Raw genomic sequence first — 18236 nt, 5'->3', positions numbered from 1 at the left:
GCCCCCGTGCGGGACTCTGCCGACAGGCGGGCCTGGCCGGGCTGGCTCAAACCTCGCTGGCCGCTTCACCGCCCCTTACTGGAATCGCTCCCCGTTTTCCGCCGGAACGACCGCGCACTCAACCTGAGTGACCGGCGCGGCGGCGTGCGATCTCTTCGTCGACCGCGTCGCGAACCCAGTCCATCACCTCGGTTTCCAGCGCCAGCGCCACTTCGCGCGTGATCTGGCCGACCAGCCAGGCCGAATGCTCATGCAGCGCATCGCGACAACGGGCCTCGATGGCGTCGCGCCCTTCCCCGGTCAGATAGTTCGTCAGGCGATTGCGCAGGCGCTCGGCGATGTGCTGCGCATCTTCCGGCGTCAGGCCAGCTGCGGCCTGCGCAGCCGGCTGCGGCGCGGCGGCCGGTACGACGGCCTCCGGCATATGCGCTTCATGCGCGTGCCCGACCGCCTCATGCGCCACCGCGGCAAACGCGTGTTGCGGCACATCGTCGTCGGCCAGCGACGATTGCAGCGGCGCACTCATCGCCGCCGAATCTTCGGCCACCACATGCTCCGCGGCGCCGGGTTCGGCCGGCGCATCGGTCTCGCCCATGGAAGCCGCAGCAGCGGTCGCCACGTCGCCCGGCAGTTCGACCGCCGGCACGTGCGGCGTCGGCACGGGTTCGACCACGACGGAATCGGGGTCAAGTTCACTTTGAACGGAATCGGCCGACGCCGCACTCGCGGTGTGCGGGGCGACCACGTCGGTGAGCACCGGAATCGCCGCACTGGCGGGCGGTTGCGGCACAGCGGGCGCGATCGAGCGCGCCGGCACCGGCTTGCCCGGCACCAGCACGTCGGTCAGCGTCGGGATCGAGGATGAATCGGCTTCGGTCACGGGAACACTCCGTCGACGGTTGCGGCTAGCCGCCCTGCTTGTAGTTGTTCAGTGCGTAGCCGCGGTCGCGGTAGAACCGGTAGCGGTCGCGGCCCGCGGCCAGCTCGTCCGGCGCGTTGCCGACCACTTCGAGCAGGCGCTCGAAGCGGGCGAACTGCGCGGGCACGGCTGCGCCGAGGTTCAGCAGCACGTGATGATGCGGTGCGCGGTCGAGATCCGCGGCCAGCACGATCGGCGTGCCGGCTGCGTGCTCGCTGTCGACACCGCAATGCGGGATGAAATCGAGCGGCGAAAACGTCCAGAGCCGCTCGTCGAGCGCGCGCAGGCGCGCGGGCTCGGCGAGCACGACGACCGGCTGCCCGGCCTGGTAGGCCTTGCGCAGCAGCCGGCACGCGTACTCGAGCGAATCGCCGACGTTCGAGTGGAAATCGATCCGCGTCATCGCCCGTGCACCCGCATCGTCGTCAGCACCGCCATCACTGGCCGGCGCGGTCGATCAGGAACTGCGCGAGCAACGGCACCGGACGGCCCGTCGCGCCCTTCGCCGCGCCACCCTTCCATGCGGTGCCCGCGATGTCGAGGTGGGCCCACGGATAGCTGTCGGTGAAGCGCGACAGGAAGCACGCGGCCGTCACGGCGCCGGCCGGACGCCCGCCGATGTTCGCGAGATCCGCGAAGTTCGACTTCAGCTGATCCTGGTACTCGTCGTCGAGCGGCATGCGCCATGCCGGGTCGTTCGCTTCGCGCGACGCGTCGAGCAGTTCGCCCGCGAGTGCGTCGTCCGTCGAGAACAGGCCGCTGTTGTGGCCGCCCAGCGCGATCACGCACGCGCCCGTCAGCGTGGCAACGTCGATCACGGCGGCCGGCTTGAAGCGCTCGGCATACGTGAGCGCGTCGCACAGGATCAGGCGGCCTTCGGCGTCGGTATTCAGCACCTCGATCGTCAGGCCCTTCATGCTGGTGACGATGTCGCCCGGCTTCGTCGCGTTGCCGCCCGGCATGTTCTCGCAGGTCGGCACGATCGCGACGACGTTGATCTTCAGCCCCATCTCGGCGACCGCACGCATCGTGCCGAGCACGGAACCGGCGCCGCACATGTCGTACTTCATCTCGTCCATGCCCTCGCCCGGCTTCAGCGAGATGCCGCCCGTGTCGAACGTGATGCCCTTGCCGACCAGCACGACCGGCGCGGCCTTCGCGGCGGCGCCCTGGTAATGCAGCACGATGAACTGCGGCGGCTCGACCGACGCACGCGCGACCGACAGGAACGAGCCCATCTTCAGCGCCTGGATCTGCTTGAGCCCGAGCACTTCCGCCTTCAGGCCCCAATCCTTCGCGATCTTCTTCGCGGTGTTGCCGAGGTAGGTCGGCGTGCAGACGTTGCCCGGCAGGTTGCCGAGGTCGCGGGTGAGATCCATCCCGTTCGCGAGCGCGACGGCCTGCTTGACCGCGACCTTCGCGGCCTTTTCGTCGGACGGATCGACGCTGAACACGACGCGCTTGAGCGTATGCGACGCCGGTTCCGGCTTGCTCTTCATCTGCGTGAAGCGGTAGGTCTCGTTGCGCAGCGCGAGAATCGCCGCGCGCACGCCCCAGTCGGAGCTGCGCTCGTCGACCGGCAGTTGCGCGAGCGTGAACGTGACCTGGACGACCTTGGTCGCCAGCAGCGCGCGCCATGCGGCCGTCACGGCATCGTTATAGGCTTTCTGATTGAAAGCATCCTGCTTGCCGAGGCCGACGAGCAGCACGCGCGACGCGCCGATGCCCGACACTTCGTGCAGGAACAGCGTCTTGCCGCGCTTGCCGTCCATGTCGCCGGCCTTCACCACGCGCGAAATCAGCCCCTTGGTGGCCGTGTCGATGTCGAGCGCCGCGCCCGAGAGGGTCTGCGCCTCGAAGATGCCGAGCACGATGCAGTCGGACTTCCCGGTCAGGAACCCCTTGGCCTCGCCTTTGCTCCAATCACAGCCTTTTATGCTAAAGTCCATCGCGCTTGTCCTCGGATAAAATCTGGGCTAAGGATGAAAGCCGCAATTATCCGCTATTTTTCCCGTGGCGGCGCGAGCGCTCCACCACGCGTGCGCAGCCTCCCGCCCTCTTCTCATCAAGAATGATCTTCGAACGCTCCCTCCAGCGCGAGCTTGCGTATACGGCTGGCGCCGTGTTCATGGTGCTGCTCACGATCATGCTCACGACGATGATGATCCGCATCGTCGGCTACGCCGCGTCCGGTGAAATCGATCCGCGGGACGTCCTCGTGCTGATCGGCCTCACCGTGATCGGCTACCTCGCCGTGATGCTCGTCGTCACGCTGTTCGTGTCGATCCTGTTCGTGCTGACCCGGTGGTACCGGGACTCCGAAATGGTCGTGTGGCTCGCGTCGGGCGTAAGCCTCACGCGCCTCATCAAGCCGATCGGCGTGTTCGCCACGCCGATCGTGCTGCTGATCGCCTTCTTCGCGTTCGTCGGCTGGCCGTGGTCGAACCAGCAGAGCAAGATGATCAAGGCGCGCTTCCAGCAGCGCGACGAGATTTCGCTGCTCGCGCCGGGCCAGTTCCGCGAGTCGGCCGCGAACCACCGCGTGTTCTTCATCGAGAAGATGACGCCCGACCAGAGCAAGGTACAGAACGTGTTCGTGACCTCGACCGAGAACGGCAAGGTCAACGTGGTCGTGTCGCAGACGGGCCATACGGAAACGCACGACGGTAGCCGCTTCGTCGTCCTGGAGGACGGCCGCCGCTACGACGGCACGCCCGGCCAGCCGAACTTCAAGATCATGGAGTTCGAGCGCTACGGCGTGAAGATCACGAGCACGCCGGTCACCAACGTGCCGACCACCAACAGCACACCCACCCTGGACCTGCTGCGCAACCCGACGCGCGACAACCTCGCGGAATTCGCGTGGCGCGCGGGGCTGCCGCTGATCGCGATCAACCTGTTGGTGCTCGGCATTCCGCTGTCGTACCAGAACCCGCGCCGCAGCCGCACGATCAACCTCGTGATGGCCGTGCTGATCTACCTCACGTACTCGAACCTGCTGAACGTGGTGCAGTCGCAGATCGAGCAGGGCAAGATGTCGTTCGGCGTCGGCCTGGTCGGCCTGCATCTGGTCGTCGCGGTGATCGTCGCCGTGATCTTCTGGTTGCGCGTGCGCAATCGTCCGCTGTTTACACGCGCGCTGTTCGGCCGCTCGGGAGCATGATCGATGCGGCTCTATGAAAAGTACTTCGCGCGACAGATCTACGTCACGTTCGTCTTCATCCTGTTCGCGTTCTCGGGCCTGTTCTTCTTCTTCGACCTGATCAGCGAACTGAACTCGGTCGGGCACGGCAACTACAAGTTCGGCTACGCGGTGCTGCGCGTCGCGCTGCAGACCCCGTCGCGCTTCTACGAGATCATCCCGGTCGCCGCGCTGATCAGCGCGATCTACGTGTTCGCGCAGATGGCCGCGAACTCGGAATTCACGATCTTCCGCGTGTCGGGCCTCGCGACCAACCAGGCGCTGCGCTCGCTGCTGAAGATCGGCGTGCCGCTCGTGATCGTCACCTACCTGATCGGCGAATTCGTCGGCCCGTACGCCGACCAGCTGTCCGAACGCGTGCGGCTGCAGGCGCTCGGCGCGTCGGTGTCGTCGAACTTCCAGTCGGGCGTGTGGGTGAAGGACACGCTCGCGGCCCGTGAAAACGGCGAGCAGGTCACGCGCTTTGTCAACGTCGGCAGCCTGTCGCCCGACTCGACGATCAGCAACGTGCGCATCTACGAATTCGATTCGAAATTCGAGCTGCGCAACGTGCGGATCGCGCAGACGGGCCGCTACGAGCCGCCCGGCCACTGGCTGCTGAAGGGCGTCACCGAAACGGAGCTGACGCCGATCAAGCCGATCAGCGGCCAGCCGGCCGACGCGCTGAATCCCGTGTACCGGTCGCAGCAGGTATCGCTGCCCGAATACCGGCTGCGCTCGGACCTGACGCCGCAGATCCTGTCGGTGCTGCTCGTGTCGCCGGAACGCATGTCGATCATCAACCTGTTCCGCTACATCCAGCATTTGCGCGAGAACCAGCAGGACACGCAGCGCTACGACATCGCGCTGTGGCGCAAGCTGCTGTATCCGTTCGCGGTGTTCGTGATGCTCGTGCTGTCGCTGCCGTTCGCGTACCTGCACACGCGTGCGGGCGTGGTCGGCGTGAAGGTGTTCGGCGGCATCATGCTCGGCATGAGCTTCCAGCTCCTCAATACGCTGTTCTCGCACATCGGCACGCTGAACACGTGGCCCGCGCCGCTCACCGCGGCGACGCCGGGCCTGATCTATCTCGCGCTCGGCCTGTTCTCGCTCAAGTGGGTCGACCGGCACTGAGCGCCGCGTCATGACGGAGGCTTCGACATGAGTTCGCACGGCATCGTCCTGTTCGGCCATGGCGCCCGCGACCCACGCTGGGCCGAGCCGTTCGAGCGGCTCGCCGCGCGGCTGCGCGGCGCCCCCTCCCCCGCTGCGCACGTGTCGCTCGCGTTCCTCGAGCTGATGACGCCGTCGCTCGGTGACGCGATCGCCGCGCAGGTCGCGGCCGGTTGCTCGCACATCACCGTGGTGCCCGTGTTCTTCGGCCAGGGCGGCCATGTCCGCCGCGACCTGCCGCAGCTCGTCGACGCATGCCGCGCCGCGCATCCGGGTGTCGAGATCCGCTGCGCGACGGCCGTCGGCGAAGACGACGGCGTGCTCGACGCGATCGCGCGCTACTGCATCGACCAGATCGGCGACGACGCGTAAATCACGCAGTCGCGGCCCACAAAGAAAAAGCGCTGGCTTGCACCAGCGCTTTTTTCGTTTGGGACTCCAGCCGGATCCCGCTCAGGCGGCATTGCGCAGCGGATCGCCCGCCTTGGCCTGCCCGGCGCGCTCGGCGAACGCGTCGCCGATCATCAGCAGGCTCGGTTCCGCGGGATCGAGCCACGCCTGCGCGTCGCCCGCCGCCATCTGCGCGAGCGTCAGCGTCAGCGTGCGCTCGCGCGCGGTGCTGCACGCCTCGACGATCGCCACGGGCGTCGCCGGTGCGCGGCCCGCGTCGATCAGTTCCTGCGCGATGCCGGGTGCGCTGTCGCGGCCCATGTAGTAGACGATCGAATCGGCGCGCGCAGCTTCGCGGATCTCGTCACTGCCCGGCGCGCGGCTGTGCGTCGCGAACGCAACGCTGCGCGACACGCCGCGCAGCGTCAGCGAACGCTTCAGCGTCGCGGCGCCGGCCAGCGCCGCGGTGATGCCCGGCACGACCTCGTAGTCGATGCCGGCCGCTTCCAGCGCACGCATCTCCTCTTCGGCGCGACCGAACAGCATCGGGTCGCCGCCCTTCAGCCGCACGACGCACGCATGCTCGCGTGCCGCATCGACGATCTGCTTGTTGATGAAGTGCTGCGCGGTCGAGCGCTGCCCGCAGCGCTTGCCGACCGCGATCCGGCGCGCGTTCGGCGCGTAGTCGAGCATCGCGGGCTCGACGAGCGCGTCGTGCAGCACGACGTCCGCCTGCTCGAGCAGCCGCGCGCCGCGCACCGTGATGAGGTCGGCCGCGCCTGGCCCTGCTCCGATCAGATACACCTTGCCCATGTTTGTCGCTTCGCCTTCCAGCGGGCGTCGGCTCCGGCCCGCGCCGCCTCAAGGCGGCGCGGTTTCCCGGTTACGCCGAGAACGCCCGGATCATCCCTGCGGCGACCGTGTGGTGCGTCGCCTCGTCGATCAGCACGAACGCGCCGGTACCCGGATGCGCGTCGTACGTGTCGCAAACGATCGGCTTCTGCAGCGTCAGCGCGACGCGGCCGATGTCGTTCATCTTCAGCTCGTGACGGTCGGTCGCGTGCGACAGCGTGTGCACGTCGAGCACCTGCTTGACGCCGCCGATCTTCGCGAACACCGTGCTGGTGGTCTGCTTCAGCAGGTACTTGCGCTGCGGCGACAGCGGCGTCTCGTCGAACCAGCACAGATCGGCTTCGAGCTTCTTCGCCGGCTCGACCGGCTCGCCGGACGTGACGAACATGTCGCCGCGCGACACGTCGACGTCTTCCGCGAGGCGGATCGTCACGGTCTGGCCCGCGAACGCGTGCGGAACGGACGCGGTGCCGCCCGGCACCGGCGCGACGATCTCGGCGATCGTTGCCGTGCGGTTCGACGGCAGCACGGCGATCGCGTCGCCGACCTTCACTTCGCCCGACTCGATACGGCCCATGTAGCCGCGGAAATCGTCGGCCGAGCTGCCGTCCTGGCGCGCGACCCACTGCACCGGGAAGCGCAGCGCGTCATGCGCCTGCGTCTCGACCGGCAGCGCTTCGAGCACGTCGAGCAGCGGCTCGCCCGCGTACCACGGCATGCGCTCGCTCGCGCCGACGATGTTGTCGCCCTTCAGCGCCGACACCGGCACGAAGCGCACGTCGCTCAGGCCGAGCTGCTTCGCGAGCGTGACGTACGCGTCGCGGATCTCGTTGAAGCGCGCTTCGCTGTAGTCGACGAGGTCCATCTTGTTGATCGCGACGATCACGTGCTGCAGCGCGAGCAGCTTGACGATCGCGCTGTGGCGCTTGGTCTGCGGCAGCAGGTCGGCCACGCCGTTCTCGATCGTCACGCGCGTCGCGTCGATCAGGATGATCGCCGCGTGCGCGGTCGATGCGCCCGTCACCATGTTGCGCGTGTACTGCTCGTGGCCCGGCGTATCGGCGATGATGAACTTGCGCTTCGCGGTCGCGAAGTAGCGGTACGCGACGTCGATCGTGATGCCCTGCTCGCGCTCGGCTTCGAGGCCGTCGGTCAGCAGCGCGAGGTCGAGCTCGTCGCCGACCGTACGCTTGTTCTTCGCGCGCGACAGCGCGGACAGCTGGTCGGACAGCACGGCCTTGCTGTCGTACAGCAGGCGGCCGATCAGTGTGCTCTTGCCATCGTCGACGCTGCCCGCGGTAATGAAGCGCAGCACGCCGAGGTCTTCGTTGTTCTCGATGATGCTCATGATGTGAATGTCCTCGTGTGCTTCAGAAATAACCTTGCTTCTTGCGCTGTTCCATCGCGGCTTCGGATGCCTGGTCGTCCATCCGGGTCGCGCCGCGCTCGGTGATCTCGGTCACCGCCGTCTCGGCGATGATCTTCTCGACGTCGTCCGCGTCGCTCTCGACCGGGCACGTGCAGGAAATGTCGCCGACCGTGCGGAAGCGCACCTGCGCGAGCTCGCTCGTCTCGCCGTCACGCATCGGCGTGAGCGGCGTGACGGGCACGAGCAGCCCGTTGCGGCGCACGATCTCGCGCTCGTGCGCGTAATAGATCGACGGCAGTTCGAGGTTTTCGCGCGCGATGTACTGCCACACGTCGAGCTCGGTCCAGTTCGAGATCGGGAACACGCGCAGGTGCTCGCCCTTGTGCAGGCGCGCGTTGTACAGGCTCCACAGTTCCGGGCGCTGCGCCTTCGGATCCCACTGGCCGAATTCGTCGCGGAACGAGAAGATGCGTTCCTTCGCACGCGCCTTCTCTTCGTCGCGGCGCGCGCCGCCGATCAGCGCCGTGTAGCCGTACTGCTCGATCGTCTCGAGCAGCGTGACGGCCTGCGCGGCATTGCGCGAATCGGTTTCGCGGCGCAGCACGACCGTGCCGCGCTTGATCGAATCCTCGACATGGCCGACAACCAGCTCCGCGCCGAGCTCTTTCGCGCGGCGATCGCGGAAGTCGATCACTTCTTCGTAGTTGTGGCCCGTGTCGATGTGCACGAGCGGGAACGGCAGCGTCGTCTTGCGGTTCGCGCCGAGGCCGAATGCTTTCAGGGCCAGATGCAGCACGACGACCGAATCCTTGCCGCCCGAGAACAACAGTGCCGGCTTGCTGCATTCGGCGACCAGTTCGCGCAGGATGTGGATCGACTCGGCTTCGAGCCAGTCGAGGTGGCCCATGCGGTTGTCGGCACCGGCGGGCGGGGCAAAGGCAGATTGCTCGAGCGTCGTGCTCATGATTTCAGTCCTTCTCTTCTGGGTTCGTGCCGCCCGCTGTCGCAGGCGGCGCAATATTCAGTTTCTTGTCAGGCTTTCAGTGCGAGGCGCCGGCAACGGCATCCGCGGGAATCGGCGTGATCGTCGTGATGTGCAGCCCGCATTCCTTCGTATCGCGCGACTCCCACCACCAGCGGCCCGCACGGCTGTCCTCGCCGGGACGGATCGCCCGCGTACAAGGCTCGCAGCCGATACTCGGGTAGCCGCGCGCATGCAGCGGGTTCACCGGCACGTCAAACGCGTTAAGGTACGTCCACACGTCGCTTTCCGTCCAGTCGGCGAGCGGGTTGTACTTCGCGATCCCGCGCGCTTCGTCCTGTTCTTCCTCGTGCAGCTCGGCACGCGTGACCGACTGTTCGCGGCGCTGGCCCGTGACCCACGCGCCGACGTCCGACAGCGCGCGGTTCAACGGCTCGACCTTGCGGATGTGGCAGCACGACTTGCGCAGCTCGACGCTCTCGTAGAACGCGTTCAGGCCGTGCTCGGCGACGTACTGGTCGACCGCGTCCTGCTGCGGATGGAACTGCTCGATCTCGTAGCCGTAACGCTCGCGCACCCGGTCGATCATGCCGAGCGTTTCCGCGTGCAGGCGGCCCGTGTTCAGCGAGAAGATGCCGATTCGCACGCCCTTCGACAGGATCGCATGCGTCAGCAGCATGTCTTCCGCCGCGAGGCTGCTCGCGAACTTCACCTTCTCGTGGCGGGCACCGATCTGCGCGAGCAGCGCGTCCAGGCGCTCGACCTTCGCGGCGAGTTCCGGCGTCAGCGCAGTGGCGGTCGCGGTGCTCATGCGCCCACCTTGGCGTCGGCCGCGGCGGCGCGGCGGCGGAACAGCGGCGCCGGCTCGTCGAACGCGCCCTGATAACGCTGCGTGAATTCCGTGAACGCATTCAGCGCGTCGTGGATGTCCTTGTCGGCGCGCACCGCGTACGCGTCGAAGCCGCAACGCGACATGTACAGCAACTGGTCGCGCAGCACGTCGCCGATCGCGCGCAGTTCACCCGTCCAGCCGTGGCGCTCGCGCAGCAGGCGCGCGATGCTGTAGCCGCGGCCGTCCGCGAAGCGCGGGAACTCGACGGCGATCAGCGAAATCGCGCCGAAATCGGCCACGAGATCGGCCGGCTCGCTGTCCGGTGCGAGCCACACGCCGAGTTCGTCCTTCGTCTTCGCGGTGACGAGCGCCGCGCGCTCGGCCTGCCACAACGCGAACGGCACCAGCACCTTGCCGGCCGGCAAAGCGTCGACCGCGGGCAGTGCACCGTCTTCCGCCGCGCGCACGACCTGCCATGCATCGTCGATCACTGCGCGGTTCTTGATAATCGAAGCCATCTGCTAATTCCTTCTACCCGGTTGGTTACGCGTTCACTGCCTGGCGCGCCGCATACACGCGCTCCTTGAACGGCGCGATGCCGATGCGGTCGTACGTGTCGACGAAACGCTCACCGTCGACGCGCGATTCGACGAACGTGTCGATCAGCTTCGCGATCACGCCGGGCACTTCTTCCGCAGAGAACGACGGCCCGATCACGCGGCCGAGGCGCGCGCCGTTCTGGCCCGTGCCCTGCTCGCCGCCCAGCGACACCTGGTACCACTCGGCGCCGTCCTTGTCGACGCCGAGGATGCCGATGTTGCCGACGTGGTGGTGACCGCACGAGTTCATGCAACCGGAAATGTTCAGCGACAGGTCGCCGAGGTCGTACACGTAGTCGAGATCGTCGAAACGCTGCTGGATCGCCAGCGCGATCGGGATCGACTTCGCGTTCGCGAGCGAGCAGAAATCGCCGCCCGGGCACGCGATGATGTCGGTCAGGAGGCCGATGTTCGGCGTCGCGAAACCGGCGGCCTTCGCCTTTTCCCACACCGCGAACAGGTCGCGCTTCTTCACGTTCGCGAGAATCAGGTTCTGCTCGTGCGACACGCGCAGCTCGCCGAACGAGTACGCGTCGGCCCAGTCGGCCACCAGCTCCATCTGCTGGTCGGTCGCATCGCCCGGCGCGACGCGGTGATCCTTCAGCGACAGCGTGACGGCTGCGTAGCCGGCCACCTTGTGCGGCGCGACGTTACGCTCGACCCAGCGCGCGAACGCCTTGTTCTCGAGCAGGTGCTGTTCGAACGATGCGTCGGTGTCGGCCAGCTTCTCGTAGACGGGCGGCTGGAAGTACTGCGACACGCGATCGACTTCCGCCTGCGTGAGCGTCGACGGGCCGTCCTTCAGGTGCTGCCACTCTTCCTCGACCTGCTGCGCGAACTTCGCGGGCGACAGCGCCTTCACGAGGATCTTGATACGCGCCTTGTACAGGTTGTCGCGGCGGCCGTAGCGGTTGTATACGCGCAGCACGGCTTCGCAGTAGGTGAGCAGGTGCTGCCACGGCAGGTCTTCCTTGATCACCGCGCCGATGATCGGCGTCCGGCCGAGGCCGCCGCCCGCGAGGATGCTCGCGACCACTTCGCCCTGCGCGTTCTTCTTCAGGTACACGCCGAGGTCGTGGATCTGCACGGCCGCGCGGTCGTCCTTCGAGCCCGACACCGCGATCTTGAACTTGCGCGGCAGCCACGCGAATTCGGGATGGAACGTCGACCACTGACGCAGGATTTCCGACCACGGACGCGGATCGATCTCTTCGTCCTGGGCAACACCCGCGAACTGGTCGGCCGTGATGTTGCGGATGCAGTTGCCCGACGTCTGGATGCCGTGCATCTGCACCGACGCGAGCTTCGCGAGGATCTCGGGCGTATCTTCCAGCTCGATCCAGTTGAACTGGATGTTCGAGCGGGTCGAGAAGTGGCCGTAGCCGCGGTCGTGTTCGCGGGCGATGCGGGCCAGCATCCGGAGCTGGTCGCTGCGCAGGTTGCCGTACGGAATCGCGATGCGGTGCATGTACGCGTGGCGCTGCATGTACAGGCCGTTCTGCAGGCGCAGCGGACGGAACTCTTCTTCGCTCAACTCGCCCGACAGCCGGCGGCGCACCTGATCGCGGTACTGCGCGACACGCTCGTCGACGATCGTCTGGTCGTATTGGTCGTACTGATACATTCGGGGACCCCAGGGTTTTCGTGGTGACCGCGCGACGTCCTAGCCACGTCGCGCCCGAATCTCCGTTCCGCTGTCACCGCCCCCATCCGCTGCCGGGTGGATTGCTAATGACGAAAACAGATATCCATATTTGAAAAACTCCGGTGAATCGTAATAAACTCGCCTTATATTTCAAACGACTAAAAAATTCTGTTGATATGCGGAAGGGTTATAAATGAACCTGCACCAATTTCGCTTCGTGCGCGAGGCCGTCCGGCAGAATTTCAACCTCACCGAGGCCGCCAAGGCGCTCTACACGTCGCAACCGGGGGTATCGAAGGCGATCATCGAGCTCGAGGACGAGCTGGGCGTGGAGATCTTCACGCGGCACGGCAAGCGCGTGCGCTCGCTCACCGAGCCGGGCAGGATCATCCTCGCGTCGGTCGAGCGGATTCTCCAGGAGGTTGAAAGCCTTAAAAGGGTCGGGAAAGATTATGCGGCACAGGATCAGGGCAACCTGACCATCGCCGCGACCCACACGCAGGCCCGCTACTCGCTGCCGGCCGCGATCGCCGAATTCAAGAAGCGTTTCCCGAAGGTGCACCTGTCGATCCTGCAGGGCAGCCCGACGCAGGTCGCCGAGATGGTGATCCACGATCAGGCCGATCTCGCGATCGCGACCGAGGCGATCTCCGACTACAAGGAACTCGTGTCGCTGCCCTGTTTCCAGTGGCACCACGCGGCCGTCGTGCCCGCCGACCATCCGCTGCTCGAGCGCAAGCCGGTCACGCTCGACGATCTCGCGCAGTACCCGCTGATTACGTACGACGACGCGTTCGCGGGCCGCAAGAAGATCAACCATGCGTTCGCGCTGCGCGGGCTGTCGCCGGACATCGTGCTCGAGGCGATAGACGCCGACGTGATCAAGACCTACGTCGAACTCGGTCTCGGCGTCGGGATCATGGCCGACATCGCGTTCAATCCCGAGCGCGACCGCAACCTGCGGCTGATCCCGGTCGGCCACCTGTTCGGCAGCAACGTGACGCGCGTCGCGCTCAAGCAGGGCGCCTACCTGCGCGGCTATGTGTATACGCTCGTCGAACTGCTGTCGCCGACGCTGAACCGCAAGCTGATCGAGCAGGCGCTCAAGGGCGAATCCGAATCGTACGAACTCTGAGCGGCGTGTATAAACACGGGGGCGCACATCGCGCCCCTTTTTTGCTGTCCGACGGAGAATTCCGCATGACGCTTCCCGCCCTGTTGCGCCGCGCCGCCGGCGCCGCCCTCGTACTGGCCTGCGCAGCCGCGCATGCCGACCTGAAGGTCGGCGTCGACCTGTCGTCGACCGGCCCGGCCGCCGCGATCGGCATCACGAGCAAGAACGCGATCCTGATGTGGCCGAAGACGATCGCCGGGCAGCCCGTGCAGGTGACGGTGCTCGACGATGCGTCCGACCCGGGCACCGCGGTGCGCAACATCCGCAAGCTGGTCGACGAGGATCACGTCGACGTCGTGGTCGGGCCGAACATCACGCCGGCCGCACTCGCGGCGCTCGATGCGGTGGCCGCCGCGCAGACGCCGATGATCACGCTGGTCGGCTCCGGCGCGATCGTCGAGCCGCAGGAAGGCGCGCGGACCTGGGCGTTCAAGATGGCGCAGAGCGACCGCGCGATGGCCGACGTGATGACGCGCACCATGTCGAACCGCGGCGTGAAGACGGTCGGCTTCATCGGCTTCGCGGACAGCTACGGCGACAGCTGGCTGAACGAATTCACGCGCTTCGCGGACCTGCGCAAGATCCGCGTCGTCGCGACCGAGCGCTTCAACCGCACCGATGCGAGCGTGACGGGCCAGGCGCTGAAGCTGATCGCCGCGAAGCCCGACGCGATCCTGATCGCGGGCTCCGGCACGCCGGCCGTGCTGCCGCAGCGCACGCTGATCGAACGCGGCTACAAGGGCCCGATTTACCAGACGCACGGGATCGCGACGCCGGAATTCATCAAGCTCGGCGGCAAGGACGTCGACGGCACGCTGTTCCCGACCCAGCCGGTGGTCGTCGCGCGCACGCTGCCAGCGGATCATCCGGCCCGCAAGGCCGCGCTCGCGTTCGTCGACGCATACGAGGCGAAGTACGGCGCCGGCACGGTCACTCAGTTTGCGGGCGACGCGGCGGGCGTCTACCCGCGCCTCGCCGACGCGGTCGGCCGCGCGCTGAAGGCTGCGCAACCCGGCACGCCCGCGTTCCGCGCGGCGCTGCGGCACGAGCTGGAACGCGCGCACGAGCTCGTCGTGCCGAATGGCGTCGTCAATACGAGCGACAAGGATCATGTGGGGCTCGACCAGCGCGCGAGCGTGATGGGGATCGTCAAGCAGGGCCGATTCGTCTACCTGAGCCAGTGATGTGCACGACCGGCACCCGGGCGGCTTGCCCGGCGCCGGGATTTCGGACATAATCCGCGTTTCGCCGCGCACAATCGCATGCGCGGCCAGGATCAAGCCCAGGTGGTGAAATTGGTAGACGCAGGGGACTCAAAATCCCCCGCCGCAAGGCGTGCCGGTTCGATTCCGGCCCTGGGCACCAGCATTCTCGCAGCGTAATGCGCTGCGCCTCCCGAAACCCGCGCAAGCTCGCCGCTTCGCGGGTTTTTTGTTTTTGCCGTGCGCCGCAACGCGCGCCCCGCGCAACAGTCCAAGCATCATGAGGATGCGCGGCACGGAGGCACGCCATGTCCATCCGCACGATTTCATCCCCGCTCTGCCGCCGGGTGCTCGCCGTGGCGCTGTCGCTCATGCTGGCCGGGTGCGACGTACTGACCGCGCCGCCGGTGCCCGACTGGCCGGGCCCGCACGCGCCCTACCCGTTCCCGGACAGCATTCCGCATCGCACCGAATGAACGCGCGGGATCGCCGCCTGCCCCCGCGCCTGCTCACTCAGGCCATCAACGCCCGAACGAAGTCGAGAAACACGCGCACCTTCGCGGAAACGAGATTGGACGCGTGGTGATACGCGTAGAGCGGAAACGTCTCGTCCGCCCACTCCGGCAGCAGCAGCACCAGCCGCCCGTCGGCAAGGATGTCGCGCGCATAGAGTTCCAGCAGCTGCGCGATCCCCGCGCCGCCCAGGCACGCGCCGAGCAGCATGCCCGTATCGTTGACCATCAGCCGGCCAGCGGCATCGAACGGCACCACCTCCTTGCCGCGATGGAATTCCCATTCGAACGGCCGGCCCGTCACCGGATCGCGGATCAGCACGCAACGATGCCCGTTCGCGAGATCCCGCGGGTGCCGCGGTTCGCCATGACGCGCGACGTAGGCCGCCGACGCGCAGGTGAGCACGCGCGTTTCCAGCAGCAGCCGCGCACGGTATGACGACGGCTCCGGAATGCCGAACCGCACCGCCACGTCGAAGCCGTCGGCGACGAGATCGCCCATCCGGTCGCGCACGCTGATCTCGACGGACAGGTCGGGAAAGCTATCGAGGAACTCCGCCATCTTCGGCGCCAGCACATAGTGGCCAAAGGTCGCGTCGACGTTGACGCGCAGCCGCCCCCTGACACGCGCCTTCGACTGGCCGGCGTCGATCGCCGCGTCCTCGATACCGGCCAGCAGCGGCGCGACCGCCTCATAGAAGCGCCGCCCTTCGTCGGTCAGCGTGATCGCGCGCGCCGTCCGGTTGAAGATCCGGATGCCGACGCGCTCTTCCAGCCGGGCGACGGCACGGCTCACCGCCGGCTGCGTCAACCCCATCGCTTCGCCGGCGCGCGCGAACGTACCGGCCTCGATCACCGCCGAGAGCACGCCGATGCCGCTCAAAAGCCTGCTGTCGAATGCCATGAGACATACTTTTAGTCATTCTTGATCTGATCATTATTCATTATTTTTATTGATCGAGGAAGCCTACGATTAGTCCTGTCGCCGGATCGCACGGCACTCACGAATCAAGGAGCAGGACATGAGCACATCGGAACAGGTCGCCCTCGTCACGGGCTCGTCACGCGGCATCGGCGCGGATATCGCCCGCCGTCTCGCCCGCGACGGTTTCAGGGTCGTCGTGAACTATGCGGGCGGTGCCGGCCCCGCGCAGGAAGTGGTCGACGCGATCGTCGCCGACGGCGGCGCGGCCATCGCGGTACAGGCGGACGTCGCCGATCCGGCCGCGGTGGCCGCCTTGTTCGACGCGGCCGAGCAGGCGTTCGGCCGGATCGACGTGGTCGTCAACAGCGCGGGCGTGATGAAGCTCGCCCCCCTCGCCGAGTTCGACGACGCCGCGTTCGACCAGACCGTCGCGATCAACCTGAAGGGTGCGTTCAACGTCAGCCGCGAGGCGGCGAAGCGCGTGCGCGACGGCGGCCGCATCGTCAACCTGACCTCGAGCGTGATCGGCATGCGCCTGCCGACCTACGGCGTGTACATCGCGACCAAGGCGGCCGTCGAAGGCATGACGCAGGTGCTCGCGCAGGAGATGCGCGGCCGTGGCATCAGCGTGAACGCCGTCGCGCCGGGGCCGGTGGCGACCGAATTGTTCCTGCACGGCAAGAGCGCCGAACTCGTCGACCGGATGGCGAAGATGAACCCGCTGGAGCGGCTCGGCCAGCCCGCGGACATCGCCAGCGTCGTCGCGTTCCTCGCCGGCCCCGACGGCGCGTGGGTCAACGGCCAGGTCCTGCGCGCCAACGGCGGCATGTGCTGACCGGCCGCCTGCCGAGCCCCCTTACCGGAGATCGATCATGAAGGAAGTCATTCTCGTCACGGGCGCGTCCAGCGGCTTCGGCCTGCTGACCGCCCAGGCACTCGCCCGCGCCGGCCATACCGTCTATGCGTCGATGCGCGAAAGCACCGGCCGCAACGCACCGCGCGTCGCCGCCATCGCCGCCTACGCGCAGGAACACGGCGTCGACCTGCGCACCGTCGAGCTCGACGTCGGCGACGACGTGTCCGTCGGTGCCGCCATCGATCGCGTGATCGCGGACAACGGCCGCCTCGACGTCATCGTCCACAACGCCGGCCACATGGTGTTCGGCCCGGCCGAAGCGTTCACGCCCGAGCAGATCGCCCAGCTCTACGACATCAACGTCGTGTCGACCCAGCGCGTCAACCGCGCGGCGCTGCCGCACCTGCGCCGCCAGGGCCGCGGCCTGCTCGTCTGGGTGTCGTCTTCGTCGGCGCGCGGCGGTACGCCGCCGTTCCTCGCCCCGTACTTCGCCGCGAAGGCCGCGATGGATTCGCTCGCGGTGTCCTATGCGGCCGAACTCGCCCGCTGGGGCGTCGAGACGTCGATCGTCGTGCCGGGCGCCTTCACCCAGGGCACGAATCACTTCGCCCACGCGGGCAAGCCGGCCGACGCGGCCGTTCAGGCCGCCTACGTCGACGGCCCCTATGCGGGCGTCGCCGAGCAGGCGCTGCAGGGCCTCGCCGCGCTCGAACCGGCGGACGCCGATGCCGGCACCGTCGCGACGGCGATTGCCGACATCGTCGCCGCACCCGCGGGCAAGCGCCCGTACCGCGTGTTCGTCGATCCGTCGCAGGACGGCGCGGAAGAAGTGTTCCGCGTCGGCGATCGCATCCGCCGCGAGATGTTCAGGAACATCGGCCTCGCCGACCTGCTCGCGGCCCGCGTCGGCGGCTGATCCGTTGCGCGCCGGGCCGGCCGGCGCGCTTCGGCATCAGTCTCGCTCGCAGAACCCGAGGATCGCGTCGGCGACCGCTGCCGGCGCCTCGCGCTGCGGAAAGTGGCCGACGCCATCCAGCACCTGCCGCGCGTATCGCCCCGCAAAGAACCGCTCGCGCCCGGCCGAACTGTCCGGATGATTGCAGGAGTCCGCGCCGCCGTGCAGCACGAGCGTCGGCAGCGCCAGCACCGGCGCGTGGTTCAGCCGCGCATCGTCGTCGGCATAGGCCGGCGCGCCCGGGACGAATCCCCACCGATGCCGGTACGAATGCAGCACGACGTCGATCCAGTCGGGCCCGGCGAACGCAGCGGCGGCCGCGTCGAAATCGCTGTCGCGATACCAGCCCGGTGGCGACCACGTGTCCCACATCAAGCGGGCAAACGCGCGGCGATCGTCGCGCAACGCCTGCTCGCCGCGCGGCGTCGCCATGAACCAGTGGTACCAGTAGTTGCGCGCCTGCTGCAGCGACAGCGGCTGCCCGGGATCGTTGGTGCCGTACCCGACCGACAGCATCACGAGATGCGATGCGGCGTCATCGCGCAGCGGATCGGCGAACACGTTGATGCCCGCGTTGTTCACGAGCACGTCGAGCGGGCCGAATGCCGCCTCGGTCTGCGCAAGTGCATCGCGCACCGCATCCTGCCGCGCGACGTCCGCCTGCAGCGGC

At 67.4% G+C, this 18236-nt stretch carries 19 protein-coding genes and 1 tRNA gene; 9 read left to right on the top strand and 11 right to left on the bottom strand.

From position 1 onward, the window contains the following. Positions 1-118: 118 nt before the first annotated feature. Genes G3O06_RS31040 through G3O06_RS31030 form a run of 3 tightly spaced genes read right to left on the bottom strand, consistent with a single transcriptional unit; the run spans position 119 to position 2868 of the window. Positions 119-880 (bottom strand): DUF2486 family protein, encoded by a 762-nt coding sequence (locus G3O06_RS31040; protein WP_205818489.1) that lies wholly within the window; start codon positions 878-880, stop codon positions 119-121. Positions 881-905: 25 nt separating this feature from the next. After that, on the bottom strand, positions 906-1322 hold the full coding sequence (locus tag G3O06_RS31035; protein WP_174916392.1) for a DNA polymerase III subunit chi: 417 nt from the start codon (positions 1320-1322) through the stop codon (positions 906-908). 34 nt (positions 1323-1356) lie between these two features. Further along, positions 1357-2868, bottom strand: a complete 1512-nt coding sequence (locus G3O06_RS31030; protein WP_043189865.1) for a leucyl aminopeptidase — start codon at positions 2866-2868, stop codon at positions 1357-1359. A 122-nt stretch (positions 2869-2990) separates the two neighbouring features. Here G3O06_RS31030 and lptF point away from each other — a divergent pair, with 122 nt between their 5' ends. Genes lptF through G3O06_RS31015 form a run of 3 tightly spaced genes read left to right on the top strand, consistent with a single transcriptional unit; the run spans position 2991 to position 5645 of the window. Beyond that, positions 2991-4082 carry an LPS export ABC transporter permease LptF gene (gene lptF / locus G3O06_RS31025; protein WP_174916391.1) on the top strand — a complete coding sequence of 364 codons (1092 nt, stop codon included), beginning with the start codon at positions 2991-2993 and terminating at the stop codon, positions 4080-4082. A 3-nt stretch (positions 4083-4085) separates the two neighbouring features. Continuing rightward, entirely contained in the window at positions 4086-5234 is a 1149-nt protein-coding gene (gene lptG, locus G3O06_RS31020; protein WP_174986371.1) for an LPS export ABC transporter permease LptG, read from the top strand. A gap of 27 nt (positions 5235-5261) precedes the next feature. After that, the gene (locus tag G3O06_RS31015; protein ID WP_174967696.1) at positions 5262-5645 is read left to right on the top strand and encodes a CbiX/SirB N-terminal domain-containing protein; all 384 of its coding nucleotides are present in this window, start codon (positions 5262-5264) and stop codon (positions 5643-5645) included. An 81-nt stretch (positions 5646-5726) separates the two neighbouring features. Here G3O06_RS31015 and cobA read toward each other — a convergent pair whose 3' ends face one another. The 6 genes from cobA to G3O06_RS30985 all read right to left on the bottom strand — a co-directional run bounded on the left by cobA (position 5727) and on the right by G3O06_RS30985 (position 11921). Continuing rightward, positions 5727-6476, bottom strand: a complete 750-nt coding sequence (gene cobA, locus G3O06_RS31010) for a uroporphyrinogen-III C-methyltransferase (RefSeq protein ID WP_174967695.1) — start codon at positions 6474-6476, stop codon at positions 5727-5729. A gap of 70 nt (positions 6477-6546) precedes the next feature. After that, positions 6547-7863: a sulfate adenylyltransferase subunit 1 gene (locus G3O06_RS31005; RefSeq protein WP_174967694.1), complete on the bottom strand. Its 1317-nt coding sequence runs from the start codon at positions 7861-7863 to the stop codon at positions 6547-6549. A 22-nt stretch (positions 7864-7885) separates the two neighbouring features. Next, positions 7886-8848 carry a sulfate adenylyltransferase subunit CysD gene (cysD, locus tag G3O06_RS31000; protein ID WP_174916386.1) on the bottom strand — a complete coding sequence of 321 codons (963 nt, stop codon included), beginning with the start codon at positions 8846-8848 and terminating at the stop codon, positions 7886-7888. A gap of 76 nt (positions 8849-8924) precedes the next feature. Beyond that, positions 8925-9677 (bottom strand): phosphoadenylyl-sulfate reductase, encoded by a 753-nt coding sequence (locus G3O06_RS30995; RefSeq protein ID WP_174916385.1) that lies wholly within the window; start codon positions 9675-9677, stop codon positions 8925-8927. After that, positions 9674-10216, bottom strand: coding sequence for a DUF934 domain-containing protein (locus G3O06_RS30990; protein WP_205818488.1), 543 nt, complete (start codon positions 10214-10216; stop codon positions 9674-9676). Before G3O06_RS30990 ends, G3O06_RS30995 begins: the two co-directional genes overlap by 4 nt. Positions 10217-10241: 25 nt before the next feature. Then, positions 10242-11921: a nitrite/sulfite reductase gene (locus G3O06_RS30985; RefSeq protein WP_174967690.1), complete on the bottom strand. Its 1680-nt coding sequence runs from the start codon at positions 11919-11921 to the stop codon at positions 10242-10244. 214 nt (positions 11922-12135) lie between these two features. Here G3O06_RS30985 and G3O06_RS30980 point away from each other — a divergent pair, with 214 nt between their 5' ends. The 4 genes from G3O06_RS30980 (at position 12136) to G3O06_RS30965 (ending at position 14794) form a co-directional block, all read left to right on the top strand. Then, positions 12136-13077 (top strand): CysB family HTH-type transcriptional regulator, encoded by a 942-nt coding sequence (locus G3O06_RS30980; RefSeq protein WP_085041128.1) that lies wholly within the window; start codon positions 12136-12138, stop codon positions 13075-13077. Between the two features lie 65 nt (positions 13078-13142). Continuing rightward, positions 13143-14300, top strand: coding sequence for an ABC transporter substrate-binding protein (locus tag G3O06_RS30975; RefSeq protein ID WP_174916381.1), 1158 nt, complete (start codon positions 13143-13145; stop codon positions 14298-14300). 96 nt (positions 14301-14396) lie between these two features. Then, positions 14397-14481: transfer RNA gene (locus G3O06_RS30970), tRNA-Leu, on the top strand. 145 nt (positions 14482-14626) lie between these two features. Beyond that, a complete protein-coding gene (locus tag G3O06_RS30965; protein ID WP_174967688.1) occupies positions 14627-14794 on the top strand; it encodes a hypothetical protein in 168 nt (55 codons plus the stop codon). Positions 14795-14831: 37 nt separating this feature from the next. Here G3O06_RS30965 and G3O06_RS30960 read toward each other — a convergent pair whose 3' ends face one another. Further along, on the bottom strand, positions 14832-15734 hold the full coding sequence (locus G3O06_RS30960; RefSeq protein WP_174967687.1) for a LysR family transcriptional regulator: 903 nt from the start codon (positions 15732-15734) through the stop codon (positions 14832-14834). A gap of 118 nt (positions 15735-15852) precedes the next feature. Here G3O06_RS30960 and G3O06_RS30955 point away from each other — a divergent pair, with 118 nt between their 5' ends. Together G3O06_RS30955 and G3O06_RS30950 are read left to right on the top strand one after the other, a co-directional pair. Then, the gene (locus G3O06_RS30955) at positions 15853-16590 is read left to right on the top strand and encodes an SDR family oxidoreductase (RefSeq protein WP_205818487.1); all 738 of its coding nucleotides are present in this window, start codon (positions 15853-15855) and stop codon (positions 16588-16590) included. Positions 16591-16627: 37 nt separating this feature from the next. After that, positions 16628-17527, top strand: a complete 900-nt coding sequence (locus tag G3O06_RS30950; protein WP_205818486.1) for an SDR family oxidoreductase — start codon at positions 16628-16630, stop codon at positions 17525-17527. 36 nt (positions 17528-17563) lie between these two features. On the opposite strand, the gene G3O06_RS30945 is transcribed toward G3O06_RS30950, so the two are convergent. Further along, positions 17564-18236 (bottom strand): alpha/beta hydrolase (locus G3O06_RS30945; protein WP_205818485.1); only part of this gene is annotated, 673 nt, incomplete at its 5' end.

The organism is Burkholderia sp. Ac-20345, from assembly GCF_017104825.1.
Taxonomy (GTDB): domain Bacteria; phylum Pseudomonadota; class Gammaproteobacteria; order Burkholderiales; family Burkholderiaceae; genus Burkholderia; species Burkholderia lata_B.
The sequence above is the reverse complement of the archived record's forward strand: the minus strand, read 5'-3'. Positions and strand labels throughout refer to the sequence as shown.

Coding starts and splice junctions, on each gene's coding strand:
- G3O06_RS31035 (WP_174916392.1), bottom strand. CDS start 1,322: ATGACGCGGATCGATTTCCACTCGAACGTCGGCGATTCGCTCGAGTAC.
- G3O06_RS31030 (WP_043189865.1), bottom strand. CDS start 2,868: ATGGACTTTAGCATAAAAGGCTGTGATTGGAGCAAAGGCGAGGCCAAG.
- lptF (WP_174916391.1), top strand. CDS start 2,991: ATGATCTTCGAACGCTCCCTCCAGCGCGAGCTTGCGTATACGGCTGGC.
- lptG (WP_174986371.1), top strand. CDS start 4,086: ATGCGGCTCTATGAAAAGTACTTCGCGCGACAGATCTACGTCACGTTC.
- G3O06_RS31015 (WP_174967696.1), top strand. CDS start 5,262: ATGAGTTCGCACGGCATCGTCCTGTTCGGCCATGGCGCCCGCGACCCA.
- cobA (WP_174967695.1), bottom strand. CDS start 6,476: ATGGGCAAGGTGTATCTGATCGGAGCAGGGCCAGGCGCGGCCGACCTC.
- G3O06_RS31005 (WP_174967694.1), bottom strand. CDS start 7,863: ATGAGCATCATCGAGAACAACGAAGACCTCGGCGTGCTGCGCTTCATT.
- cysD (WP_174916386.1), bottom strand. CDS start 8,848: ATGAGCACGACGCTCGAGCAATCTGCCTTTGCCCCGCCCGCCGGTGCC.
- G3O06_RS30995 (WP_174916385.1), bottom strand. CDS start 9,677: ATGAGCACCGCGACCGCCACTGCGCTGACGCCGGAACTCGCCGCGAAG.
- G3O06_RS30990 (WP_205818488.1), bottom strand. CDS start 10,216: ATGGCTTCGATTATCAAGAACCGCGCAGTGATCGACGATGCATGGCAG.
- G3O06_RS30985 (WP_174967690.1), bottom strand. CDS start 11,921: ATGTATCAGTACGACCAATACGACCAGACGATCGTCGACGAGCGTGTC.
- G3O06_RS30980 (WP_085041128.1), top strand. CDS start 12,136: ATGAACCTGCACCAATTTCGCTTCGTGCGCGAGGCCGTCCGGCAGAAT.
- G3O06_RS30975 (WP_174916381.1), top strand. CDS start 13,143: ATGACGCTTCCCGCCCTGTTGCGCCGCGCCGCCGGCGCCGCCCTCGTA.
- G3O06_RS30965 (WP_174967688.1), top strand. CDS start 14,627: ATGTCCATCCGCACGATTTCATCCCCGCTCTGCCGCCGGGTGCTCGCC.
- G3O06_RS30960 (WP_174967687.1), bottom strand. CDS start 15,734: ATGGCATTCGACAGCAGGCTTTTGAGCGGCATCGGCGTGCTCTCGGCG.
- G3O06_RS30955 (WP_205818487.1), top strand. CDS start 15,853: ATGAGCACATCGGAACAGGTCGCCCTCGTCACGGGCTCGTCACGCGGC.
- G3O06_RS30950 (WP_205818486.1), top strand. CDS start 16,628: ATGAAGGAAGTCATTCTCGTCACGGGCGCGTCCAGCGGCTTCGGCCTG.